This is a genomic window from Cohnella rhizosphaerae, from assembly GCF_029525575.1.
Classification (GTDB): domain Bacteria; phylum Bacillota; class Bacilli; order Paenibacillales; family Paenibacillaceae; genus Cohnella; species Cohnella rhizosphaerae.
This window is the reverse complement of record NZ_JAPDIA010000008.1, coordinates 839,230-860,571: the sequence shown is the minus strand read 5'-3', so window position 1 is coordinate 860,571 and position 21,342 is coordinate 839,230. Positions and strand designations below refer to the sequence as shown.

At 60.5% G+C, this 21,342-nt stretch carries 12 protein-coding genes and 7 pseudogenes; 2 read left to right on the top strand and 17 right to left on the bottom strand.

Annotated elements, in window-relative coordinates; translation table 11 throughout:
• Nucleotides 1-330: 330 nt before the first annotated feature.
• The 4 pseudogenes from gndA to zwf all read right to left on the bottom strand — a co-directional run bounded on the left by gndA (nucleotide 331) and on the right by zwf (nucleotide 6,044).
• Nucleotides 331-1,750: pseudogene (gene gndA / locus OMP40_RS27470) on the bottom strand (NADP-dependent phosphogluconate dehydrogenase).
• A 69-nt stretch (nucleotides 1,751-1,819) separates the two neighbouring features.
• Nucleotides 1,820-2,486, bottom strand: a pseudogene (fsa, locus tag OMP40_RS27465) (fructose-6-phosphate aldolase).
• Between the two features lie 54 nt (nucleotides 2,487-2,540).
• Nucleotides 2,541-4,533: pseudogene (tkt, locus tag OMP40_RS27460) on the bottom strand (transketolase).
• A pseudogene (zwf, locus tag OMP40_RS27455) lies at nucleotides 4,511-6,044 on the bottom strand (glucose-6-phosphate dehydrogenase). The pseudogenes tkt and zwf overlap by 23 nt, the downstream one beginning before the upstream one ends.
• 120 nt (nucleotides 6,045-6,164) lie before the next feature.
• Here zwf and OMP40_RS27450 point away from each other — a divergent pair.
• Nucleotides 6,165-7,044: pseudogene (locus tag OMP40_RS27450) on the top strand (LysR family transcriptional regulator).
• A 118-nt stretch (nucleotides 7,045-7,162) separates the two neighbouring features.
• Here OMP40_RS27450 and OMP40_RS27445 read toward each other — a convergent pair.
• The 3 genes and pseudogenes from OMP40_RS27445 to OMP40_RS27435 all read right to left on the bottom strand — a co-directional run bounded on the left by OMP40_RS27445 (nucleotide 7,163) and on the right by OMP40_RS27435 (nucleotide 9,799).
• Nucleotides 7,163-7,654: a VOC family protein gene (locus tag OMP40_RS27445; RefSeq protein ID WP_277536067.1), complete on the bottom strand. Its 492-nt coding sequence runs from the start codon at nucleotides 7,652-7,654 to the stop codon at nucleotides 7,163-7,165.
• Nucleotides 7,651-8,334 carry a MarR family winged helix-turn-helix transcriptional regulator gene (locus tag OMP40_RS27440; protein WP_277536065.1) on the bottom strand — a complete coding sequence of 228 codons (684 nt, stop codon included), beginning with the start codon at nucleotides 8,332-8,334 and terminating at the stop codon, nucleotides 7,651-7,653. The genes OMP40_RS27445 and OMP40_RS27440 overlap by 4 nt, the downstream gene beginning before the upstream one ends.
• A 507-nt stretch (nucleotides 8,335-8,841) precedes the next feature.
• Nucleotides 8,842-9,799, bottom strand: a pseudogene (locus OMP40_RS27435) (D-2-hydroxyacid dehydrogenase).
• Nucleotides 9,800-10,040: 241 nt separating this feature from the next.
• Between OMP40_RS27435 and OMP40_RS27430 the strand changes: the two are divergent.
• Nucleotides 10,041-10,685 (top strand): FHA domain-containing protein, encoded by a 645-nt coding sequence (locus tag OMP40_RS27430; RefSeq protein ID WP_277536063.1) that lies wholly within the window; start codon nucleotides 10,041-10,043, stop codon nucleotides 10,683-10,685.
• Here the strand turns inward: OMP40_RS27430 and OMP40_RS27425 are convergent.
• The 10 genes and pseudogenes from OMP40_RS27425 to OMP40_RS27380 form a co-directional block, all read right to left on the bottom strand.
• Nucleotides 10,651-12,123 (bottom strand): penicillin-binding transpeptidase domain-containing protein, encoded by a 1,473-nt coding sequence (locus OMP40_RS27425; RefSeq protein ID WP_277536061.1) that lies wholly within the window; start codon nucleotides 12,121-12,123, stop codon nucleotides 10,651-10,653. The two genes, OMP40_RS27430 and OMP40_RS27425, sit on opposite strands and share 35 nt — an antisense overlap.
• Before the next feature lie 160 nt (nucleotides 12,124-12,283).
• Nucleotides 12,284-12,562, bottom strand: a pseudogene (locus OMP40_RS42355) (NTF2-like N-terminal transpeptidase domain-containing protein); the annotation flags it as partial.
• Between the two features lie 336 nt (nucleotides 12,563-12,898).
• On the bottom strand, nucleotides 12,899-14,572 hold the full coding sequence (locus tag OMP40_RS27415) for a DUF4091 domain-containing protein (protein ID WP_277536060.1): 1,674 nt from the start codon (nucleotides 14,570-14,572) through the stop codon (nucleotides 12,899-12,901).
• The gene (locus tag OMP40_RS27410; RefSeq protein ID WP_277536058.1) at nucleotides 14,550-15,749 is read right to left on the bottom strand and encodes a trans-sulfuration enzyme family protein; all 1,200 of its coding nucleotides are present in this window, start codon (nucleotides 15,747-15,749) and stop codon (nucleotides 14,550-14,552) included. The genes OMP40_RS27415 and OMP40_RS27410 overlap by 23 nt, the downstream gene beginning before the upstream one ends.
• On the bottom strand, nucleotides 15,746-16,381 hold the full coding sequence (locus OMP40_RS27405; protein WP_277536057.1) for a Gfo/Idh/MocA family protein: 636 nt from the start codon (nucleotides 16,379-16,381) through the stop codon (nucleotides 15,746-15,748). Before OMP40_RS27405 ends, OMP40_RS27410 begins: the two co-directional genes overlap by 4 nt.
• Nucleotides 16,278-16,916 (bottom strand): Gfo/Idh/MocA family protein, encoded by a 639-nt coding sequence (locus OMP40_RS27400; RefSeq protein ID WP_277536055.1) that lies wholly within the window; start codon nucleotides 16,914-16,916, stop codon nucleotides 16,278-16,280. Before OMP40_RS27400 ends, OMP40_RS27405 begins: the two co-directional genes overlap by 104 nt.
• Before the next feature lie 50 nt (nucleotides 16,917-16,966).
• The gene (locus OMP40_RS27395; protein WP_277536053.1) at nucleotides 16,967-18,727 is read right to left on the bottom strand and encodes a beta-galactosidase; all 1,761 of its coding nucleotides are present in this window, start codon (nucleotides 18,725-18,727) and stop codon (nucleotides 16,967-16,969) included.
• A 12-nt stretch (nucleotides 18,728-18,739) separates the two neighbouring features.
• A complete protein-coding gene (locus tag OMP40_RS27390) occupies nucleotides 18,740-19,516 on the bottom strand; it encodes a response regulator transcription factor (protein WP_277536051.1) in 777 nt (258 codons plus the stop codon).
• Entirely contained in the window at nucleotides 19,510-19,734 is a 225-nt protein-coding gene (locus OMP40_RS27385; RefSeq protein ID WP_277536050.1) for a sensor histidine kinase, read from the bottom strand. The genes OMP40_RS27390 and OMP40_RS27385 overlap by 7 nt, the downstream gene beginning before the upstream one ends.
• Nucleotides 19,715-21,340: a cache domain-containing sensor histidine kinase gene (locus tag OMP40_RS27380; RefSeq protein WP_277536049.1), complete on the bottom strand. Its 1,626-nt coding sequence runs from the start codon at nucleotides 21,338-21,340 to the stop codon at nucleotides 19,715-19,717. Before OMP40_RS27380 ends, OMP40_RS27385 begins: the two co-directional genes overlap by 20 nt.
• Nucleotides 21,341-21,342 lie beyond the last annotated feature (2 nt).

Genomic DNA, 21,342 nt, shown 5'->3' with positions numbered 1-21,342 from the left:
TTACCTCTCCGCCTATTGCCGTCGTCAGGTTAGCCAATAAAACACGCAGGAGCGGTGGGACGCCGCCGCTCCTGTTCACGTTCCGCATGCGCGAGGGATAACCTGTCAAAGCCTGCAAAGGATTGACTGGCGTTTCCGCCTCGGCTCGTCCTATCGGCTCAAAAAAGCCTGCGTTATCCAGCGTAATCCCCTTTCTGGCCTTGCGCGACGATGCGAGAGGGGCCGTAGGGGCACTACAGCGTTACCTGCCGATTTTATCGCTTTTTTACCATGCAAAAGAAGCACGCCGCAAATGCAGCGTGCTTCTTTTGCGTGAATGAACGCGCAATATTATTGCTGGCCGTCGATCCATTGGAAATGGAAGCTGCCCTCGCGGTCGAGCCGCTCGAACGTATGCGCGCCGAAGTAGTCGCGCTGCGCCTGGAGCAGGTTGGCCGGCAAACGCTCCGTCCGGTAGCTGTCATAGTACGCCAGCGCCGAAGCGAACGCGGGAACCGGAATGCCGTTCGTCACGGCCGCGGCGACGACCTTTCGCCATGCGCCCTGGTAGTCGCGCACGACGCCGCCGAAATAATCGTCCAGCAGCAGGTTTTGCAGCCCGGGATTGCGGTCGTACGCATCCTTGATGTTCTGCAGGAAGCCGGCGCGGATAATGCACCCTCCCCCGGAAGATCATCGCGATGCCGCCGTAATTCAGATCCCAGCCATAAGCGTCGGAAGCGGCGCGCATTTGCGCGAAGCCCTGGGCGTACGAAGCGATCTTGCTGGCGAACAGCGCCTGGCGTACCGCTTCGATAAATTCCTTCGGATCGCCCTCGTAGCGCGATACCTCCGGACCGGTCAGCTTGCGGCTCGCGACGGCGCGCTCCTCCTTCATCGCCGACAGGAAGCGGGCGAATACGGACTCGGTGATGATGGACAGCGGCACGCCCAGATCGAGCGCGCTCTGGCTCGTCCACTTGCCGGTACCCTTCTGACCCGCCGAGTCGAGAATGACGTCGACCATCGGCTTGCCCGTCTCCGGATCGGTCTTGGAGAAGATGTCTGCCGTGATCTCGATGAGATAGCTGTCCAGCTCGCCCTGATTCCATTCGGTAAAAATGTTGTGCAGCTCGCCGGCGTCCAGACCGAGCACGTCCTTGAGCAGGTGGTACGCCTCGCCGATCAGCTGCATGTCGCCGTACTCGATGCCGTTGTGCACCATCTTGACGTAGTGTCCGGCGCCGTCGGCGCCGATATACGTCGAACATGGATCGCCGTTCACCTTGGCCGAGATTGCGGTCAGGATCGGCTCAACGAGCGCGTAGGCGTCCTTTTGGCCGCCCGGCATGATCGCGGGGCCGTGCAGCGCGCCCTCTTCGCCGCCCGATACGCCTGCGCCGATGAAGCGGAAGCCCTTTTCCTGCAGGGCTTTATTTCTGCGCTGGGTATCGGGGAAGTACGCGTTGCCGCCGTCGATCAGAATGTCGCCTTGATCGAGGTAAGGCAGAAGCTGCTCGATCGTGTCGTCGGTCGGCTTGCCCGCCTTGACCATGATCAGGATTTTGCGCGGCGTTTCCAGGGATTGAACGAATTGTTCCACGCTGTAAGCGCCCACGAAGTTTTTGCCTTTCGCCTCTTCGAGCAGTTCCGTCGTCTTCTCGGGCGAACGGTTGTATACCGCGACCGAGAATCCTTTGCTCTCGATGTTCAAGGCCAGGTTTTTGCCCATGACCGCAAGGCCCACGACGCCGATTTGCTGCTTGCTCATTTTTCTCCATCCTCCCGGGCTTTCTGTTCTCTCTCTAAATTGAAATTTGATTGGCGCTGCGGCCGTCGATTATTGAACGGCTTTTTTCCAGTCGGCCGCGAATTTTTCCATGCCTTGCTCGGTCAGCGGGTGCTTGGTGAGCTGTTCGATGACCGAGAACGGAATCGTGGCGATGTGCGCGCCGGCCATGGCGACGCGGGTGACGTGGTCCGGATGGCGAACGGAAGCCGCGATGATCTGCGCCTCCAGGTTATGGATGCGGAACAGCTCCGCGATCTTCGCGACGAGCAGGACGCCGTCTTCGGAGATGTCGTCCAGGCGGCCGAGGAACGGCGACACGTACGTAGCGCCAGCGCGGGCGGCGAGCAGCGCCTGATTGACCGTGAAGATCAGCGTGACGTTCGTCTTGACGCCTTTCTTGGTCAGATAGCGGCAAGCTTCGAGGCCGGCCAGCGTCATCGGGAGCTTGATCGTGATGTTTTTGTCGTTGTTGTTGATCTTGATCAGTTCGTTCGCCTGGGCGATCATCTCTTCCGCCGTCAGGGCGTCGGGCGTTACTTCGGCGGATACCGATTCGACGTCCGGCACTTCCTTCAGGATCTCTTCGATGCGATCCTCGAACTTCACGCCTTCCTTGGCGACCAGGGACGGGTTCGTCGTGACGCCGGACAGGACGCCGATTTTGTACGCTTTTTTTGATGTCGGCCAGGTTCGCGGTATCGATGAAAAATTTCATTGCTCAAAAACCTCCGTTTATTTTGATTTTGTTTTGAATCGTTCCGAATACAGATTATAGCAGTTCTTTGGCGATGCGGACGACATTGGCGACGGAAAAGCCGAACAATTCCATGACCGCGCCGCCTGCGCCGGATGCGCCGAACGTATCGATGGCCAACACTTTGCCTTCCTTGCCCGCGTAGCGATCCCATCCGAGCGAGATGCCTGCTTCAAGCGATACGCGCCTTGCGACCGCGTCGGGAAGCACGGATTGCTTGTAGGCTTCCGGCTGGCGGTCGAACAGCTCGCGGCTCGGCATTGCCACGACGCGAACGGAGACGTTATCTTTTTCAAGCTCCGACTTCGCGTCGACGGCCAGAGATACCTCGGAGCCGGTCGCGATGAGAATGAGGTCCGGCTGCGCGTTCGTCTCGGTCAGTACGTATGCGCCCTTGGCGACTTGCTCGCGATTCGCCTTCGTTTGCTCGAAGGTCGGCAGATTTTGCCGGCTGAGGACGAGCGCGACGGGTCCCTCCTGTTGCGTCAGCGCATACGCCCATGCGCTAGCCGTCTCGTTGGCGTCCGATGGCCGGATGACGGTCAGGCCGGGGATCGTGCGCAGCGCCGCCAGATGCTCGACCGGCTCGTGGGTAGGTCCGTCTTCGCCGACCGCGATCGAATCGTGCGTGAATACGTAGACGACCGGGAGCTTTTGCAGCGCGGCAAGTCTGATCGACGGGCGCAGGTAATCGCTGAACACGAAAAACGTGCTGACGAAGGCGTTGACGCCGCCGTGCAGCGCCATGCCGTTGCCGGCCGCGCCCATCGCATGCTCGCGAACGCCGAAATACACGTTGCGGCCGGCGAAGGAATCGACCGCGAACTTCGGCTCGCCTTTGATGTCGGTCATCGTCGAGTGGGACAGATCCGCGCTGCCGCCGAAGATGGAGGGCACTTTTTTTGACGTAATGGTTGATCGCTTCGCCGCTTGCGACGCGCGTCGAGATCGCCTTCGCCGCGTCGAACGTCAGGATGTCGGCGTCCCCGAGCGTTACTTTGCCGCTAATCGCGGCGGACAGCTCTTGACCGAGCGCGGGATGCGCTTCGCCGTAAGCGGACAGCAGCTTCTGCCACGCTTCTTCTTTGGCTGCGCCTTGACGCTTCAGCAGCTCGAAGTGCGCGCGTACCTCGTCCGGTACCGTGAATTCTTCCTCGTAGGCCCAGCCGTAATTTTGCTTGGTCGCCTTCGCTTCCTCAAGACCGAGCGGGTTGCCGTGCACCTTGTGCGTGCCGGCCGACTTGCTGCCGTAGCCGATGATCGTGCGGATCTCGATGATCGTAGGCCGATCGCCTTGCGCCTTTGCCGCGGCGATAGCCGCAGAGATGGCTGCCAGATCGTTGCCTTCATCGACGCGCAGGTACTGCCAGTTCGCGGATTCGGCGCGTTTTTGCATATTTTCGCCGAAGCTGAGGTTGAGATCGCCGTCGAGCGAGATGTCGTTGGAATCGTACAGCACGATTAGCTTGCCCAGCTTCATGTGTCCGGCCATCGACATCGCTTCGTACGAGATGCCCTCCATCAGGCAGCCGTCGCCGACGAGCGCGTACGTATGATGATCGACGACCGGGAAGCCGGACTGATTGAACTTCGCGGCCAGATGCGCTTCGGCCATCGCCATGCCGACCGCCATCGCGATCCCTTGCCCGAGCGGGCCGGTCGTCGCGTCAACGCCGTCCGTATGACCGTACTCGGGATGGCCCGGCGTCTTGCTGTTCAGCTTGCGGAACTGCTTCAGATCTTCGATCGTTACGCCGTAGCCGAACAGGTGAAGCAAGCTGTACAGCAAGGCGGAGCCGTGTCCGGCCGACAGCACGAAGCGGTCGCGGTTGAACCATTTGGCGTTGGCCGGGTTGTGATTCAGATGCTCGGACCAGAGCGCGTACGCCATCGGGGCCGCGCCCATCGGCAGACCGGGATGGCCCGAGTTGGCTGCGTTAATGGCGTCGATCGACAGTGTGCGAATCGTATCGATCGACAGTTGTTCAATGGTTTGCGTGGTAGGCATAGTTGGCTCCCTCTTTGTTTTCGTTTTTCGGCAACGACTCATTTTCTTCGTCGAACCACCAGTGATACCCGTCCTCTGCCAGCAGAGCGTCTGACGCTTCGGGACCTCGGCTGCCGGCTGCATAGCTATGCAGCGGCACAGCGTTCTCGGCGAATGCGTCCAGCATCGGCTGCACATACTGCCAGGACAGCTCGACTTCGTCCCAATGCGCGAAGAACGTCGGATCGCCCTTCAGCGCATCGCCGATCAGGTTCTCGTAGGCTTCGGGCGAATCGGCCGGCGTCGAATGCAGGTCCACATGAATCGGCTTGAAGCCCCCATGCGCGCCGGCCTCCTTCGTGTTTAATTGGAGTGTGATGCTCTCGCCGGGACCGATCTCGATGACGAGCAGGTTCGGCGCGACGCCGCCCTCCGCTTGCGACCAGGCTTGCTTGAGCGGCTCCTTGAATTCGACGACGATACGCGTCGATTTCTTGTTCATGCGCTTGCCGGTGCGAATGTAGAACGGCACGCCGCGCCAATCGTTGTTGTCGATTCGCAAGCGGGCCGCGATGAAGGTGTCGTTCATGGAGTCCGCCGCGATGCCCGGTTCGGACTTGTAGCCTTCGACCGGTTGTCCGCCGATGCTGCCCGCCGCGTATTGTCCGCGCACCACCTGCAGCCCGACATCCTCCTGCGCGACGGGAACCAACGCCTCCATGATCTTCTTTTTCTTGAATCTGACCTTCTCGGAGCTGCTGTCGTACGGCAGGTGAATCGCCGCCATCATCAGCAGCTGAAGCAGATGGTTCTGGAACATGTCGCGGATCGCGCCGACGTGATCGTAATAGCCTGCGCGCTCTTCGACGCCGACCGATTCGCTGGCCGTGATCTGCACGTTCGCGATATACCGGTTGGTCCACAGTGCCTGGATGACCGGGTTGGCCTGCTGCAGCGATTCGAGGCGCTGAACGACTGGCTTGCCGAGGTAGTGGTCGATGCGGAAAATCTCTTCTTCGGCGAACGATTCCGACAGCTTCGCGTTCAGCGCGCGAGCCGATGCGAGGTCGTGGCCGAACGGCTTCTCGATGACGAGACGCTTCCAGCCGTCGGCGGAGCCGAGCCCGCTTGCGCGAATGTTGTCCGCGATCGGCTCGAAATGCTCGGGGCCGACCGACAGGTAGAACAGCCGGTTAGGCGGCATGTCGAGCGCTTGTTCGCGCGCTTCGACGAGCGCAAGCAGCTCGCGGTAGTCCTCCTCGCGTCCGATATCGAGCACGCTGTAACGGAAGGCTTCCAAAAAAGGCGTTCAGCTTTTCCTTGTCGGCCGGCTCCGTTCTGGAAAATTGATATAAAGACCGCTCCACGGCGGCTTGGAATACTTCGTCGGTCCATTCCCTTCTGCCGAGTCCGACGACGGAGAAGGCTTGCGGCAGCTTGCCGCGGACGAACAAGTTAAAGAGGGCGGGATAGATTTTGCGTTTGGCCAAATCCCCGGTCGCCCCGAACAGGATAAAAGTGGTCGGTTCCATCTTCCTTCTCCTTCCCCGAGCGAGGAGCCGCTCTGGTTTCTTTTTTTGTATTTTCACTATAATACGAATCGAAGCCATACAAGTAATCAATATATTTCACAGGAGATATAGACCATGTCTATGGGTAACAATTACGAGCTGTACAAGGTGTTCTATTGGGCAGCGAAAACGGGGAGTTTGACGCAAGCGGCAAAGGCGCTGTATTTGACGCAGCCCAGCGTGAGCCATGCCATCAAACAGCTCGAGGAAAGCTTCGGCGTCTCGCTGTTTTACCGCAACTCCAAGGGCGTCGAGCTGACGCAGGAAGGCATGGTGCTCTACTCGTACATCGAGCAGTCGCAGATTTTGATCACGTTGGCGGAGGAAAAAATGGCCGCGCTCAAAAACCTGGACAGCGGCGAGCTTCGAATCGGCGGCAGCGACTCGTTGTTCAAGCATTACGTGCTGCCCTATCTGGAGCAATTCCACAAGCTTCATCCGGGCGTCAAGCTGCATCTGAATCACGGCACGACGCCGGAGGTGATTACTTTTTTTGAAGGAAGGCCGCATCGATCTCGGCGTCGTGCGCATGCCGATCGTCGATCCGCAGCTCCAGGTGACGGAGAGCTTCCAGCTCCAGGACTGCTTCGTCGCTGGCGCGAGATACGCGAAGCTGAAGAACGAAGTGCTGACGCTCGATGCGCTCCTCCAGTACCCGATCATTCTGTTTTCCCGCAACAGCCGCGCCCGGATGACGATTACCGAGGTGTTCCACAACTACGGCTATTCCATCAAGCCCGAGATCGAAGTCGGCAGCGTCGACCTGCTCATCGAATTCGCCAGGCGCGGACTCGGCATCTCCTACGTGACCCGGGAATTCGTATCCAAGGAGCTCGAAGAAGGCTCGCTGTTCGAGGTGGCGCTCGACATCCCGCTCCCGCCGTCCCAGGTCGGATTGTTAACGATGCGAAATATGCCGCTCTCCAATGCGGCGAAAACGTTTATCGGGCTAGTGAAATAAGCGGGCGCAGTCGGGGACAAGCGAGCCGCGCGGCGGCGGCTGTTCGATTCGACGAGATCCGCACAAAAAAAGAGCAAGCAGAAGGATATCCGCTTGCTCGCTCGTTTGATTAATATCGTTAAATACCTTGATTCAACTCGATCACATGACCGGCCGGGTCGCGAAGATAAGCGACGCGGTGACCCCATTCAGGCGTATCGTGCGGCGGCCGAACAAAAGGGACTCCCTTTGTACGCAGCGCCTCATATACGTCATCGACGTTTTCTACGCGGAATACGAGCGCCACTTGATCCCGGCCGCTAAACGGCTTCGTCCTCGCTAAGGCTTCGGCAGGAGCGTCGGCCATCGGCGGTTCGAGCGCAAAGCTGACGTCCCCGGTGGCAAACTCCGCAAAAGGCGTCGTCTCGTCACCGTACCTCACCTCAAGACCGATGATGTCGCGGTAAAATAAAAAGCATTCATGGATATTCGGCGCCAACAGTCGAACATGGGAAAGCTTCAAAAGCGACCTCCACCCTTCGTTGCGGATGGATACAGTGTACCATTGCGAGAACGACGGCGTTTCTTTTCGATTGCTGAATTCGAAGCCGATTGAGATGGCGTCGTTCAAAACGGATCGCGGCCAGGTCTCGGGCGGATGCCCCAGCCATCTCCGCCAAACGACGGGCGGCGTTGTCGCCCGCCGTTCGGATCGAAGCCGCGGTCCCCGTGGCCCGGGTGTCCGCCATGTCCAGGATGGCCGCTTTGGCCCCTCCCGCGCGGATCGAAGCCTCGTGGCCCGAAGCCATGTCCATGATGCCCGCGACCGTCGCGGCGACCGTCTCCGCTTTCCGCAAAGTCCTCCTCGCCGACCAGCTGCCTTTCGAGCTCTCCGATCAACCGATCCAGATATTCGCCCATCGTGAGCTGCTCATCCTCGCTAAGACACTCGAACAGCTTGTTGTGACTCTCCTGCTGCTTCTCGATCTCGGCCGCCGCTTGCGCTCCCGCCTCCGTCAGCGTCACGTTCATCACCCGGCGATCCTGCTCCGAAGTCGTCCGCGTAATATACCCGCTTCGCTCCAGCTTGCCCAGCAGCTCGCCTAGCGATTGATTGCGCATATCGAGCAGATAGGACAGCTCCTTTTGTGTAATTTCCGGCTTCAGCTTGAGCAGCGACAAGACGCGTCCCTGGCCGCGAAGCGGATCGCCGCCCTGCGCGCCCTCCCTTAACAGGCGGTGCTGATATCGGCGCAGCAGAATGACGATGCGGAACAGCTGCTCCATCAAATTCGACTGGTTATTTTCCATGGCGTAAGCCTCCAATAATTTTATCAGGAACCTGATATTCAGGTGCCTTGTTATTTATAATACAGGTACCTTGTTATTTAGTCAAACCCTTTCCTTAAAAGAAAAAAAGCCTCTGCCATCGTACGGCAAGGCTTAGGTTAGCTTACGACAACAAGTACAGCGAGGAAGTCCCCTGACAGAAACAAACCCGGCTTTCACACCGTCACTCTGGCGGAAAAATCTCAGGTAGAAACAAACCACGCCGCACCTACCGCCACTCCAGCGGAGAAGTCTCAATTAGAAACAAACCGTGCCGAACCCACCATCACTAGGGCGAAGAAGTCCCGGTTAGAAACAAACCACGACTCATTCGCGACCACTCCGGCGAAGAAGTCTCATGTAGAAACAAACCACGCCGCACCCACCGCCACTCCGGCGAAGAAGTCTCAAATAGAAACAAATCGTGTCGCACCCGCCGTCACTCTGGCGGAAAAGTCTCGGTTAGGACCAAAAAGTCCGCCCCTCCCCTCACACCACTCGGTTGGCCGACTTCCCCGCCAAGAACGTCTCCAGATTGGCGACGGCCGTCTCCATCAGTCTCGCTCGCGCTTCGCGTGTGGCCCAGGCCTGGTGCGGCGTGATGATGCAGTTGGCGGCCGACAACAGCGGATGGTCCGCCGGCGGAGGCTCCGCGGACAGGACGTCCAGGCCTGCGCCTGCGATGCCGCCCGCGTTCAGGCAATCCGCGAGATCCCGCTCCGCGATCAAGCGTCCGCGTGCCGTATTGATCAAGAAGGCGGATCGCTTCATTCGAGAGAGGCTGTCGCGGTTGATCATGCCTTCCGTTTCCGGCGTAAGCGGACAGTGCAAGCTGATCGCGTCCGACTTTTCCAGCAGCTCGGACAAGTCCGTCCACTCAAAGCCTTCGAACGGCGGCGGCCCGTCGGGATGACGCTTGTTCGCCGCCACCTTCATGCCGAAGGCATGCGCGATGCGCGCGACCGCTTCGCCGATCCGGCCGTAGCCGACGATTCCCAACGTCTTGCCGCTCAGCTCCGTAAGCGGCGTTTTCCAATAGCTGAAGTCCGGACTGTCCGCCCAATCCCCCCGCCTTGACGGAGCGATCGTGCAGTCCGACATGCTGGCAAAGCTCGAGGAGCAGGGCAAATACAGTTTGAGCGACCGATTCGGTTCCGTAACCCGGTACGTTCGTAACGGCGATACCTCTTTTGCCAGCCGCCTGTACGTCGACGTTGTCGTAACCGGTCGCCAGCACGCCGATATATTCGAGCGCAGGCAGCTTCTCCAGCAGCTCTGCGGGAACCGGCGTCTTGTTCGTCAGCACGACGCGCGCCTCGCGCGCGCGTTCAACCGCGAGCTCGGATGCCGTCCGGTCGTATACCTCCACTTGGCCCAAACGCTCGAACCCGCTCCAGGACAGATCGCCCGGATTAAGCGTATAACCGTCCAGCACGACGATTTTCACATCGATACCCTCCTGTTCCTGGGGTCCGCGCCGTCGCAGCCCCTGCCCATAACATTATCGACAATCTATTTTGTGACTAAGCCGATCGTACTTATATCGGTTGCCGATCGAAACCTGCCCTCCGCGACGTTCGTCTTACCTATGTGATCGATTTAAACCCAGACCGTATTCGAGGTGCAGCCAAATGAATCCATCTCCCTGCCTCGTCGTTCTTCGCGGATATCCGCATGACGAGGGCGCAATGCTGATGCTTGCCCGGCCGATCGTCATACTCGGACGCCGAGACGCCGAATGGGCGCCCGATATCGGCTTCGACAATGCTTACGTATCGAGAAAGCATGCCGAGATCGCTTGCGAAAAAGGCATCTGCAAAATAACGGACCGCAACAGCAAACACGGCACCGAGGTGAACGGAATCCGATTGACGCCGTTCGAGCCTGTCGTTCTTCGCGCCTCCGACATCGTCGCGTTCTCCAAAGGCGCGGTATGTCTTTCCTTTGCCGATCGAAGCTGGGGGGATACGATGGAGATCGAGCTCGAACGCGACGCCGCGCTACCGGTCGCCGAATCGAACGATATCGCGCTTGATCCGATCCGGCAGGTGCTCACCGTCAACGGCACGCCCTTTTCGTTTACGGATAAGGAGTTCAGATGCGTCGAGCTGCTCCTGCGAAGGGAACGGAGATTCGTCGGAAAAGAAGAAATCGCCCGCTATGTGTGGCCTGAACGAACAGGCGAAGACGGGAGCCCCGAGGCCGGCGCCGAAGAGATCAACTCCCTTCTTTACCGCATCCGCAAAAAAACGGGTCCCGTCCTCGCCATCGAAAACGTACGCGGAAAAGGCTTCGTGCTCAGCCTTTCATCGCTTGCTGAAAAATTCGTTTGACCATCGGCGTGACGTACGTGCTGCCCCCGCGCCCGCTGACGCCTTCGACCATAACGGCCAGCAGCAGCTTCGGATCGTTCGCGTCGAAGCCGACGAACCAGCCGTTTTCCTCGCCCTTGACGCCTTTGCTCGCCTTGAGCTCGGCGGTGCCCGTCTTGCCCGCGATCGCCGCCCCTTGAATATAGGCGCCGTGACCGACGCCTTCCGGACTCGTCACCGCCTGGACGAGATCCTTCTTCAGAATGTCCGCCGCTTCGGGCGTCATCGCGGCCGCCTTCCATATTTGCGGCGAATCCGGATCGTCCTCCAGCGTCAGCCGCGGATAGGCGATATTGCCGCCGTTCACGACAGCCGAGAAGGCGAGCGCCACGTGAAGCGACGTCATCGTCACTTCGCCTTGACCGTAGCCCGAATCCGCGAGCTGGATCTCGCCTTTAATGCCTTTGTTCGACAGCTGCGACTTGGCCAGCGGATAGGCGATCGGGATTGCCTCGCCGATGCCGAATCTGGCGGCGCCCGACTCGAACTTGTCCTTGCCCAGCGCCAGCGCCGCCTGCGCGAAGTAGATGTTGTCCGAGTAAGTTAACGCCTTGGACAGATCGACCGGATTGACCGCATGCACGCGCTTCACGTAATAGCTGCCCCACGAGCCGTCCTTCGTCCATTTCAAGCCGGAGATGTCCACGCCCTTATTCGGATCGAGCGTCCCCTCGTCCAGCCCGATCGCCCCCGTGACGAGCTTGAACGAAGATCCGGGCGCGTAGCCTTTGGAAAACCGGTTCAGGAACGGATGGCGCGGATCGTCGTTCCAGGATGCGTACTGCTTGGCGGACAGGCCGCGCACGAAGGCGTTCGGATCGTACGACGGACTGCTGAGCAGCGCCAGCACCTCGCCGGTCCGGGGCTCGATCGCCGCAGCCGACGAAGCATCCGCCTTAATCTCGTCGTAAATCGTTTTTTGCAAGCCCGCGTCCACGGTCAGCTGAAACGAAGTTCCCGGCACGGCAGCCTTCTCGGCAAGCACCGCCTTCCGCTGGCCGGCGGCGTCTTCGATCGCGACGACGACGCCGGCCGTTCCTCTCAGCTTGTCCTCAAGCACCTGCTCCAGTCCCGCCTTGCCGATGACGTCGCCGGACTTGTAGCCCTTGTCCTTCAGGCGCTCCAGCTGCTCGGCGTTAATCTCTCCGACATAGCCCGTCAGATGGGCGGCGGCTTCGCCGAGCGGGTATTCGCGAAGCTTTTTCTGCTGAAAGACGACGCCGGGCACGTTGTCGAACGCAGCCATATCGGCTTCGTCCACGACGCCGATCGGCACGAACAACTCCGGCTTGACCCAGGAAGCGCCGAGCTTGCGATCGATATCCGCTACGGTAATGCCCAGCTTGGCGGCGACCTGAGCTTTGACCGAGGCAGGATCGTCTCCGAGCTGGCCGGGCACGATGCCGAGCTGGGGGGGCCGAGCCGTTCACGGCGAGGCCTTCGCCCGTTCGGTCGACGATCTCGCCCCGCTCGGAGGCGAGCGTCTGAACGCGTACCTTGTCCCCATCCTTCATCTCCGGGAAGATCATGGACGTATCCCAGTCGATCCGCCACTTCTGCGCTTCGCCATCCAGCGTTTTCCGCGCCGTGCCTTCGTGCTTGAAGGCGACGGGCCCGGCGATCGTCTCCATTTGAACGGAATACTGAAATTTTTGAACGACCGGACCGGCCGAAGCGGTCGCGGACGGCGCCGCCGAAGGAGAGCCGGCAGGCGACGGGGAGACATCCTCGACCTCCAGCTTCGACGCCTTGATGCCCTCGTATATTTTGCCGTAGCGCTCGGCGAACTGCTCCGCGGTCAGCTTGGCCCTCGCATCGGGCGTCAGCATCGCGTACATGCCCGCATAATCGAGCTGCTGCCAATCCTTGAGATAAGCGCCGATGGCGTCTTCGGCCGTCGGCTCCGGCGTCGGCTCGGGCGTCAGGTTATCGCTGCCGCCGTCTTTGCATCCGGCCAGCACCGTCAACGCCAGCAGGGCCGTTATTGCCCCATTGCGTATTTTCATAGTTCCGCCTCCCGGCTCGCGTTGTCCGCTATCGCTGCGTTTGAGACCGATCATAGGACGATCGATTCTACTGCTATCATAGATCGCCAGCTCTTCCCATTCAATAGAAGAAAAGTGATAGACGGCTGATAGACGCAGCATGAGCCGGGCGGTTCGCCCATCGTCGCGTTAACGCAAGGCGTCCCGGATCGCTTGATTGATTCGTTCCCGCCTGCGCAGCAGCCAGGCCGCATCGCGCGGGTACGCGGCAAACGTGAGCGGTTCATCCAGATCGCGCTCGACCAGCGCGATCGCCGCATCGCGGCCCGTCAGCCGCTCGAGCAGCTGCAAGGCGCGCTGGTCCTGGAGCGCTTCGCGCACCACTTTGAGCCGGATCGACTCGACCGGGCCGTCGCCTTCGTTGCCGGGATACACGAGAAAAGCGTCCCCGGACGGAAAAGCGCCGCCCGCGTCGGTCACCTCGAATGGCCGGATCGGCCGCTTCGAATACTGCTCGTACCAGAAATTGAAGCCCCAGTGCAGGAAGCCCTTGATGCCGAACTTATACAGCTGAAGGCCCAGAACGCGGCTGCGGGCGGAAGGCATGTCGAAGAAGCGGTTCGCGACGTCCTTGTATTGCGAGCAGCAGTAATAAGTCCATAGCTCCGGCACGCCGGCCGCAAGGAACGGATCGATCCGGTCGTTCGACGGGATCGGCTGCCCCACCAGTCCAAGCTCGTAGAACGCAAAGTCGGACAGTGCGTCGATGATCGGAAATCCGGACATATGCTTGCGCATGATGTCGGATGCGGCGCGATACGATTCCACGTCGGCCTCGTGCGGTTCGTCGGACACATGGAAATAGACGCGGTTTTCCAACCCGCGCGCGCGGATATATGCGACGAGCTCCGGCAAAAAAGCGTCTAGAAACCGGCGATACGGCGCGCCGGCCGCATCCGTATGCCAGCCGAAAAGCTTGATCGGCACGCCTTCCGCCAGCGCCTCGATCTTCGGGGCATGCTTCGCGCCCCACTGGGTGAACAGGTGGGAAAATTCAAAGTATCGGATGCCTTTGCGCAAGCCCATCTCGATCCAGCGGGTCAGCTTGTCGAAGCCGAAGCGGTAAACGTCCCCCTCCAGCCGGACGTCGACCAACTGGACCGTCGGCCGCTCGCCGCCGACCGCCGTGTCGAGCGGCGGCGTGAAGAGCGGCGTGAGCAGCATGTTCATGCCATGCTTCGCAGCGGTACCGACATAAGCCTCGATCAGCGCCCAGTGCCGGGCGCTGAAAATATCGACCCCGTATTCCGTGGCGAGACAATCGGCATGCAGCCATTCGGTATGGATCAGCTCCTGCTCCGGCAGCTCGGCAGGTATGACCTCCAGCGCGAACACCTCATGCGCAAGCGATTCGCCCGCCTCGGAGACGAACGCGATCTCGATCGCGTGCGCGCCCGCCCGGGCGTCTCGGCCGATCGCGGCTTCGATCCAAAGCGACCGCCACTGACGCGGCGGCACTTTGACCATGTCGTCCGGTCCGAGCGGCAGAAGCGGGTCCGGGTATAAGCCGGGGACGCCGCGCAAGATATCGTCGTCCGGATCTCCGTAGCAAGGCAGCGCAGACGGCGCGAGTCCGACGGCTTTGACTGCGATCTTGCCTTCAAGCCCCGGCGCGGCGACGCTCACGCATACCTTCGCGGTACGCGTCAGCTCCGGCGCCCTGTAGGCGATCTGAAACGAAAAATGCTCCCCCCGCAGCGCGGAGCCGAACCCCGATCGTTCGGCAGAAGCCGGCTCCGCATCGGGGAACACCTTGGACAGCGAACTCAAACAGCGGGTTTCAATCGCGATCTTCTCCGTCATCGTTGTGTACCTCCTCTGGATGAACGAATCCCGCAGCGCGGAACGCGCTCGCAAGATCCGCGATCAAGTCGGCCGGGTCCTCCAACCCCACGTACAACCGAACGACCGGTCGCACCGTGCGCGGTCGTCCCGCCGCTCCTTCCTGCAGCGAAACAAGGCTTTCGTAGCCGCCCCAGCTGAAGCCGATTCGAAAATATGCGAGCGAATCGACGAATCGCGCCAGGCGCGCCCGGTCTTTTCCGGCCTCGAACGAGAGCAGTCCGCCATAGCCGGACATTTGCGAGCGCGCGAGCGCGTGCTGCGGATGCGAGGTCAAGCCAGGATGCCGGACGCGATCTACGAACGGCAGCGAAGACAGGTAGGCGGCGACGGCAAATCCGCCGGCCTGGTGGCGCTCCATCCGCAGCGGCAGCGTGCGAAGGCCGCGCAGGATGACCGAGGCCGTCTGCGGCAGCATGACCGCGCCAAACAGCACGAGCTCGCCGCCGCTAAGCGCCGCGATCGCTTCGGCGCTGCCGACGACCGCGCCGCCCATCGCGTCGCTATGGCCGCCCGCATACTTCGTAAGCGAATGCACGACCAGGTCGATCCCGAGCGCGAGCGGATTCTGATAGCAGGGCGTCGCCCAGGTGTTGTCCACGATCGTGCGGATGCCGCGCTCGCGGGCGATCGCGGCGCACCGTCTCAGATCCTGGAGCTCGAACAGGAGGCTGCTCGGGCTTTCCAGATAGAGCAGCCTCGTCTCCGGGCGGATCGCCTTGACGATGTCGTCTACCGAAGCGCCGTCGACGAACGTCGTGTCGATCCCAAGCCGCTTCAGATAGCCGCCCATCAGCTCTCTGGCCGGACCGTACGCCTGATCTACGCATACGATATGGTCGCCCGTCCTTACGGACGACAGCACCGCCGCCGAGATCGCGCCCATCCCGGTGGCGAAGCAGCGGGCCCGCTCGCCGCCCTCGAGCTCGGCAAGCTTGTCCTCGAGCGCGCGGACGGTCGGATTGTTGCCGCGCGAATAGACGAACGCATTCGCATCCCCGCCCGCGCGCTCCATAGCGGCGAGGGTCGGGAACGTAAACAAGCTGCTGTCGTAGACCGGCGTGTGCACGGCGCCGAAGTGCCGTTCGTCATGCGGGTCGTGCGTCAAAGCCGAATAAACCGACTTGCCGCTCATCATCGCGCACCTGCTTCTGTCTTCGCGGCCGGTATGATTCGGAACTCGCCGCTCTTGGACGACCGCTCGGCTTCAAGGCAGGCGAGCGCGCTGGCAATGCCCATCGAGAGCGGCGTCGCCGACTTTTCCTTGCCTTCCATGACGCCGATAAAATTGCGCGCAAGCGCGGAATCGCCTCCGAAGTGCGGCAGCTTGACGGTTTCCAGCTTATAGTTTTCTACCCGCCGCGAATGGTGCATGAACACGTTAACCTCATCCCGGTAAAAATCGAATTCCGCCGTACCGTCATAGCCGATCAGCCGGGCGCCTCGCCGCGCGGCCGCTTTGCGCGCGTAGAAATTTTGCGAATAGACGGCGTGCATGCCGGATTCATAACGAATAAGCACGCTCGCCGAATCGTGATTGCCGGTGTCGACCGCGAATGCGCACTGGTCGCCGGTTACTTCTTCCGCGCTGAACTTCTGAAGCACATACGGACTTTCCGGGCAGACGCGATTGTCCTCGCAGTCGCCGCAGCGCAGACCCGCCGGCTTATTTCCCTTGAACACCTGCTTCGACGCCATCGCGGCGACCGATACCGGGCGCTGGCCGATGAGGTAGTTCAGACAATCCAGATCGTGCGTCGCCTTCTGCAAAAAAAAGGCCGCCGGTCTCTGCCTCGTCCCGATACCAGCTGTGGTAATAGACGCCGCCGTACGGCACGTTGTTGACGGCTTGGGCATGCTCGATCGTGCCCAGCCTGCCCGAGTCCACGATCTCCTTGACCAGCTTGACGAGCGGCGTGTTGCGGAGCGGGAAAGAGACGACGACCTCGGAGCGGGACGTCTTCGCCGCTTCGGACAATCGCTGCAGATCCGCGTCCGTAATGCCGACCGGCTTTTCGAGAAAAAGCGGCAGATGAAGCCGCATGACTTTGACCGCCATCTCGGCATGCAGCGCGCAGCGCGTTCCGATCATGACGCCGTCCAGCGTCTCGCGCGCCAGCATCTCGTCCGCGTCCGTATACAAGCTTACCGCCGGAGCTTCGATTCCTTTTTCCGCGAGCAGCTTCGCCGCCTTGGCGGTGTCGATATCCGCGACGGCCGCGACCTCGACGCCTGCATCCAGCTCCAGCAGCCGATCGAGAAAATAATGCATCCGGGTGCCGTATCCGATGATTCCGATTTTCATATGAAAATTCCCCCCTTCACCTCGTGACCGTCCGCTCGACTTTAGCGGCATTATCCGAGTTCAGCCGTATCCTGAAGCGTCGCCCGCGGCGACGACGTGCCGTGCAGCTCGAAGACGACGAGTTCGTTGATCCCTTGGCGCAGCAGCGGACCAGGTACATACAGTGTCTTCTGCGGCCCCTTTTCCCAGTAGCGTCCGAGATTGAAGCCGTTCACGAAGGCGACGCCCTTTTTCCAGCCGTCCAGGTTCAAGAAGGTATCGCGCTCCTCGTCCGCCTCGAAAAATCCGCGGTAAAAAGCGGGCTCCTCCGCTCGCGTCTCGCCGCTTAAAGGCGTAAACCGCAGGCCGGACAAGTCGTCCAGCGGCAGACAGCGCATCGTCCATCCGAACAGGAATTGATGGTACAGCTTCGCGCCCGCTTTGACGCCCTCGGTAATGCCCTTCGGGTCGTGCAGCTTCGCGCCGTAATTGATCCGTCCCATATTCTCGACCAGAATGCCAAGCTTCGCGCCGCTCTCCGGAATATTCGCTTTCACCGAATCCTCGCCGCTCCAGCGTTCGACCGTGCCGAGGTAGGCGCCGTCTACGTACACGGTTGCCCGGTCCCGCACCTCCTGCAGCATAATCTCGCAGTCCGCCTGCGGTCCGCTCACGTCCGTCTCGTACCAGATGAAGCCGTAGTCCTGGCCAAGCCGCTCCATCGTGTCCGGAACGACCGACTGCACGGCGCCGCCAAGCGAATCGAACGCATCGAACAGCGACACGCGCTCATCCATCAGCACCGAGCCGTAGCTTCGCTTCGCTGGCGTCGCGGGCGGTTCCTCCGGCAGCTCCGCGTAGCGGCCGATGACCTCGCGAATCGCCCAATATTTATCCGTCGGCTCTCCCGATTCGGACAGCAGCGCGTTATAGTCGTAGCTCGTCACCGTCGGCTCGTAATGCTCGATATGATTCGCCCCGTTGTAGAAACCGAAGTTCGTGCCGCCGTGGAACATGTAGAAGTTGACCGAAGCGCCCGCCGCCAGGATGCGGTCAAGCACGTCGACCACGTCGGCGAAGCCGCGCACGTGATGCTCGTCGCCCCAATGGTCGAACCAGCCGTTCCAGTATTCCATGCAGACGAGCGGTCCTTCGGGCCGGTATTCGCGCAGCTTGGCGAACGCCTGCTCGGGCTTCGAGCCGAAGTTCAGCGTGGCGAGGACGCCGGGCAGCGTGCCTCCCTGGAGCATATAATCTTCCGAGCCGTCGGACGTGAACAGCAATACGTCCATGCCGCCGTTTTCGAGCTTGGATTTTAGAAAATTCAAATAATTTTTATCGTTGCCGTAGCTGCCGTACTCGTTTTCGATCTGCAGCGCGATGACGGGACCGCCCGACGTGCACAGCAGCGGCTTCAGGCGCGGCAGCAGCTCGTCATAATACGCCTTTACCTTCGACAGGTAGGCCGGATGGCTGCACCGCAGCCGCATGTCGGGCTCGGCGAGCAGCCAGGACGGCAGTCCGCCGAATTCCCATTCGGCGCATATATAGGGGCTTGGCCGCAAAATGACGTGCAGCCCGAGCTCGCCCGCCAGCCGGACGAAGCGCTCCACATTGGCGATGCCGTCGAATCGGAATTCGCCTTCCTTCGGCTCGTGCAGGTTCCAGGCCACGTACGTCTCGACCGTATTGAACCCGCAGGCGCGCAGCTTGCGCAGCCGGTCCTCCCAATATTCCGGCACGATGCGGAAGTAATGCATCGCGCCGCTGATAATGCGGATCGGCTCGCCGTCATAGACGAAGCCGTCCCCTTGGATCGCGAATGTAGCCATGAGAGATCGCTCCTAGCCGTCGATCCTCCCGCCCCGGTATTCGTTGGGCGTGACGCCGACCGTTCGTTTGAACAGCTTCTGAAAATAAATTTTGTCTCCGTAGCCGACGATATGGGCGATCTCGTACACTTTAAGGCTCGGGTGATCGCGCAAAAACTGCTTCGCCTTGTCGATGCGCACCCGGTTCAAATAGTCCGTGATCGTCTCTCCCCGCTCGCGGCTGAACAGCTTGCTGATATAGCTCGCGTTGAAGCCGACCTTGTCCGCAATATAAGACAGATCGATCTCCTTGTTGTATTCTTGATCGATCAAGCGGCAGATGCGATCGGCCGTCGAGACGCTTTCGGCAGGCGCGACGGCGCCGGCGGCACGCGTCGGCTCCGCGTCGTCGGCTATGCCCCGGCGCTCGCGTTTCTGCGCCGCGAAGCGATCCAGCAGCTTGAACACCTCGACCTTGTCCATCGGCTTGAGCAAGTAGTCGGCCGCTCCCGCCCGCATCGCCTGGCGCGCGTATTCGAAGTCGTTGTAGCCGCTCAGCATGACGATCGATACCTCGGGCAGTTTCGCTTTCGCCTGCTCGATAAAGCGCAGACCGTCCATCATCGGCATCTCGATATCGGTAATGATGACGTCGAGATCGTCCGGCCCCATGTCCGACAGCCGGAGCATCGCCTCCAGCCCGTTGGCATGCTGCCCGGCGATCTCGAGTCCGCCCGGGTACCTGGACAATATTTTCGCGATGCCGAGCCGGATATGCTCCTCGTCGTCGACGATCATCACCTTCAGCATCGTTCGTCCGCCTCCTCTTCGTCCTGACGGCCGGGAATGGCAAGCTCCACCGTCGTCCCTTCGCCGGGCCGGCTGTCGATGCGAAGCCCGTAGCTTTCCCCGAACTGCATTTTGATTCGCTCGTGCACGTTGCGCAGTCCGATCCCTCTCCCGGCGACCGCGAGCGGACGCTGCCCGTATACATGGTCCCGAATTTCCTTAAGCTGGGTCTCGTTCATGCCGCTGCCGTCGTCGCTCACGGCAATGATGCACAATTCCCCCCTCGTGGCGGACGCCGATCCGGATCGTGCCCGGTCCGGTCCGCTGCTTGAAGGCGTGGTGAATGGCGTTTTCCACGACCGGCTGCAGCATCAGCTTGATCGACGGAAGGGCCAAGTCCCGTTCGGGAATATCTACGATCAGCGTATACTTGTTCGAGAACCGCATATTTTGCAGGGCGACGTAATTGTACAGATGCTCGAGCTCGTCCGCGATCGCGACCCGCTGTTCGCCGTGGTTGACGCCGTACCGGAGCAGCTTGCCGAGCGTGAACGTCATGTCCGCGACTTCTTCGTCGTCGTTCAGTTCGGCCTTCATCCGGATCGTCTCCAGTGTGTTGTAGATGAAGTGCGGATTGATCTGGCTCTGAAGGGCTGCGTATTCGGCTTCCTTCTTGCGCGTCTGCGTCTCCTTCACTTCCTCGAGCAGATCGCGGATTCGGGTCACCATGATATTGAAGTGTCGTCCGAGCAATCCGACTTCGTCGCGGTACTTCTGATTAAAGCTCACGTCCAGGTTGCCCGTCTGAACCTCCTGCATGAGCAGCTTGATCTTGCTAAGCGGCCGCGTCAAAGCGTACGAGATCGCGATGGCGATCAGCAGCGCGAGCAGGACGAAGGCGGCCGACGTGAGCAGCGTCACATTGCGCGTCACCGTCGCCTGCCGGGTCGCCTCAGCCATCGGAATATAGACGAACATTTTCCAGCCGGTGAGCGTCGATTTGGCGTACGTCGTAATATACTTTTTGCCGTCGATCTCATAGGGAAAAGCGCCTTCGTTCCCGGTCGCTTTCCGGATCGAAGCGTCGGCGGACAGGTCGTGCGTCGTGAGCCGGCCTTCGCTGTCGAACACGACGCGGTCGCGGTCGTCGACGAGCACCGTCTTGCCCTTGGTCACCTGATCGAAGTCCTCGATCTGACGCTTGATCGCCGTAATATTCGTGTCGAACACGATAAAGCCGATGGGGCTCAGATCCTTCGTCTGCTTCAGCTCTCGGATGACGGAGAACGCGTAATACGCCTCCTTGCCCGTCGACACCTCCTGCGTGCTGACGAGCATCGGTTTGCCGTCTCCCTGCGCCGCGATTTGCGCCCATTCGTTGCGTACCTGATCGAGATTGTTGCGTTTGCCGCCGGTCTTCACGTTCAGCATGACCGTGCCGAAGTTGTCGAACACGTACACCGACACCGTGTCCGGCTTGATCTTGTTCAAGTTCGTGATGTACAGGTCCATGCCCCTCGACTTGTCGAGCGAAGTCTCCGGGTCGGCCAGCCAGTTCAGGAAGTCTTTGTTGTAGAGCGGCATGGCGGACATGTTGTACAGATCGGTCACGTAGTCGTCCAGCTTGAGCAGCATTTTCGAGGTCATCTCGGTGCCGTAAGCGGACGTATTCGCTTTAATCGACTTCGTATAATAATAAGAGGAAGCGTAGCTGATCATGACCAGCGGGAGACAGACCAGCGTCAGGAAAACGATCAGCAGCTTCTGCTGCATGTTCAGGTTGGCGAACGCGAGCCACAATCGCTCTCCCGTCCTGCTGGCCGCTCCCTTTATGCTTCCTCTCATCC

Excerpts from the sequence above, each read along its gene's own strand:
- OMP40_RS27440 (WP_277536065.1), bottom strand. The coding sequence starts at position 8,334 with ATGGAAAATAACCAGTCGAATTTGATGGAGCAGCTGTTCCGCATCGTC.
- OMP40_RS27430 (WP_277536063.1), top strand. The coding sequence starts at position 10,041 with ATGCTGATGCTTGCCCGGCCGATCGTCATACTCGGACGCCGAGACGCC.
- OMP40_RS27415 (WP_277536060.1), bottom strand. The coding sequence starts at position 14,572 with ATGACGGAGAAGATCGCGATTGAAACCCGCTGTTTGAGTTCGCTGTCC.
- OMP40_RS27410 (WP_277536058.1), bottom strand. The coding sequence starts at position 15,749 with ATGATGAGCGGCAAGTCGGTTTATTCGGCTTTGACGCACGACCCGCAT.
- OMP40_RS27400 (WP_277536055.1), bottom strand. The coding sequence starts at position 16,916 with ATGAAAATCGGAATCATCGGATACGGCACCCGGATGCATTATTTTCTC.
- OMP40_RS27395 (WP_277536053.1), bottom strand. The coding sequence starts at position 18,727 with ATGGCTACATTCGCGATCCAAGGGGACGGCTTCGTCTATGACGGCGAG.
- OMP40_RS27390 (WP_277536051.1), bottom strand. The coding sequence starts at position 19,516 with ATGCTGAAGGTGATGATCGTCGACGACGAGGAGCATATCCGGCTCGGC.
- OMP40_RS27385 (WP_277536050.1), bottom strand. The coding sequence starts at position 19,734 with ATGAACGAGACCCAGCTTAAGGAAATTCGGGACCATGTATACGGGCAG.
- OMP40_RS27380 (WP_277536049.1), bottom strand. The coding sequence starts at position 21,340 with ATGAGAGGAAGCATAAAGGGAGCGGCCAGCAGGACGGGAGAGCGATTG.